The sequence below is a fragment of the Paraclostridium sp. AKS73 genome (assembly GCF_025671395.1).
GTDB lineage: Bacteria > Bacillota > Clostridia > Peptostreptococcales > Peptostreptococcaceae > Paraclostridium > Paraclostridium benzoelyticum.
Genome location: NZ_JAIXHU010000099.1, coordinates 1 through 306, shown reverse-complemented (window position 1 = coordinate 306; position 306 = coordinate 1). Strand labels below are relative to the sequence as shown.

Below are 306 nucleotides of genomic sequence, written 5' to 3'. Positions count from 1 at the left end.
AAATAAGAAAGGGGATTAAAAAATGAGAAATATAGAAACTAGATTATTAATGGTTTTCTCTACAACTCTTGGAAGAAAAGTAAGCTTATTTGTATCAGATCCTAAAGAAGATATAACTGAAGCAGAAATAAAAGAGGCTATGGACCAAATAGTTGCTAAAAATGTATTTGCGCCTAGATTCGGAGAAGAACTTGAAACAGCTTTAGAAGCAAAAGTAGTTCAAACTGCAACTACTGGATATGACTTAGTTATATAGTAACACATGGAACGTCTCTTTGAACTTCTGAGGGGCGTTCTAATCAATTT

The 306-nt window shown here is 32.7% G+C and carries 1 protein-coding gene; it reads left to right on the top strand.

The window, feature by feature from the left end; all coding sequences use genetic code 11:
- Positions 1-22 precede the first annotated feature (22 nt).
- On the top strand, positions 23-256 hold the full coding sequence (locus LEQ07_RS19870) for a DUF2922 domain-containing protein (protein ID WP_021434414.1): 234 nt from the start codon (positions 23-25) through the stop codon (positions 254-256).
- Positions 257-306: the final 50 nt, after the last annotated feature.

Bases quoted from the DNA above. Each gene is read 5' to 3' on its own strand.
- LEQ07_RS19870 (WP_021434414.1), top strand. From the start codon at position 23: ATGAGAAATATAGAAACTAGATTATTAATGGTTTTCTCTACAACTCTT.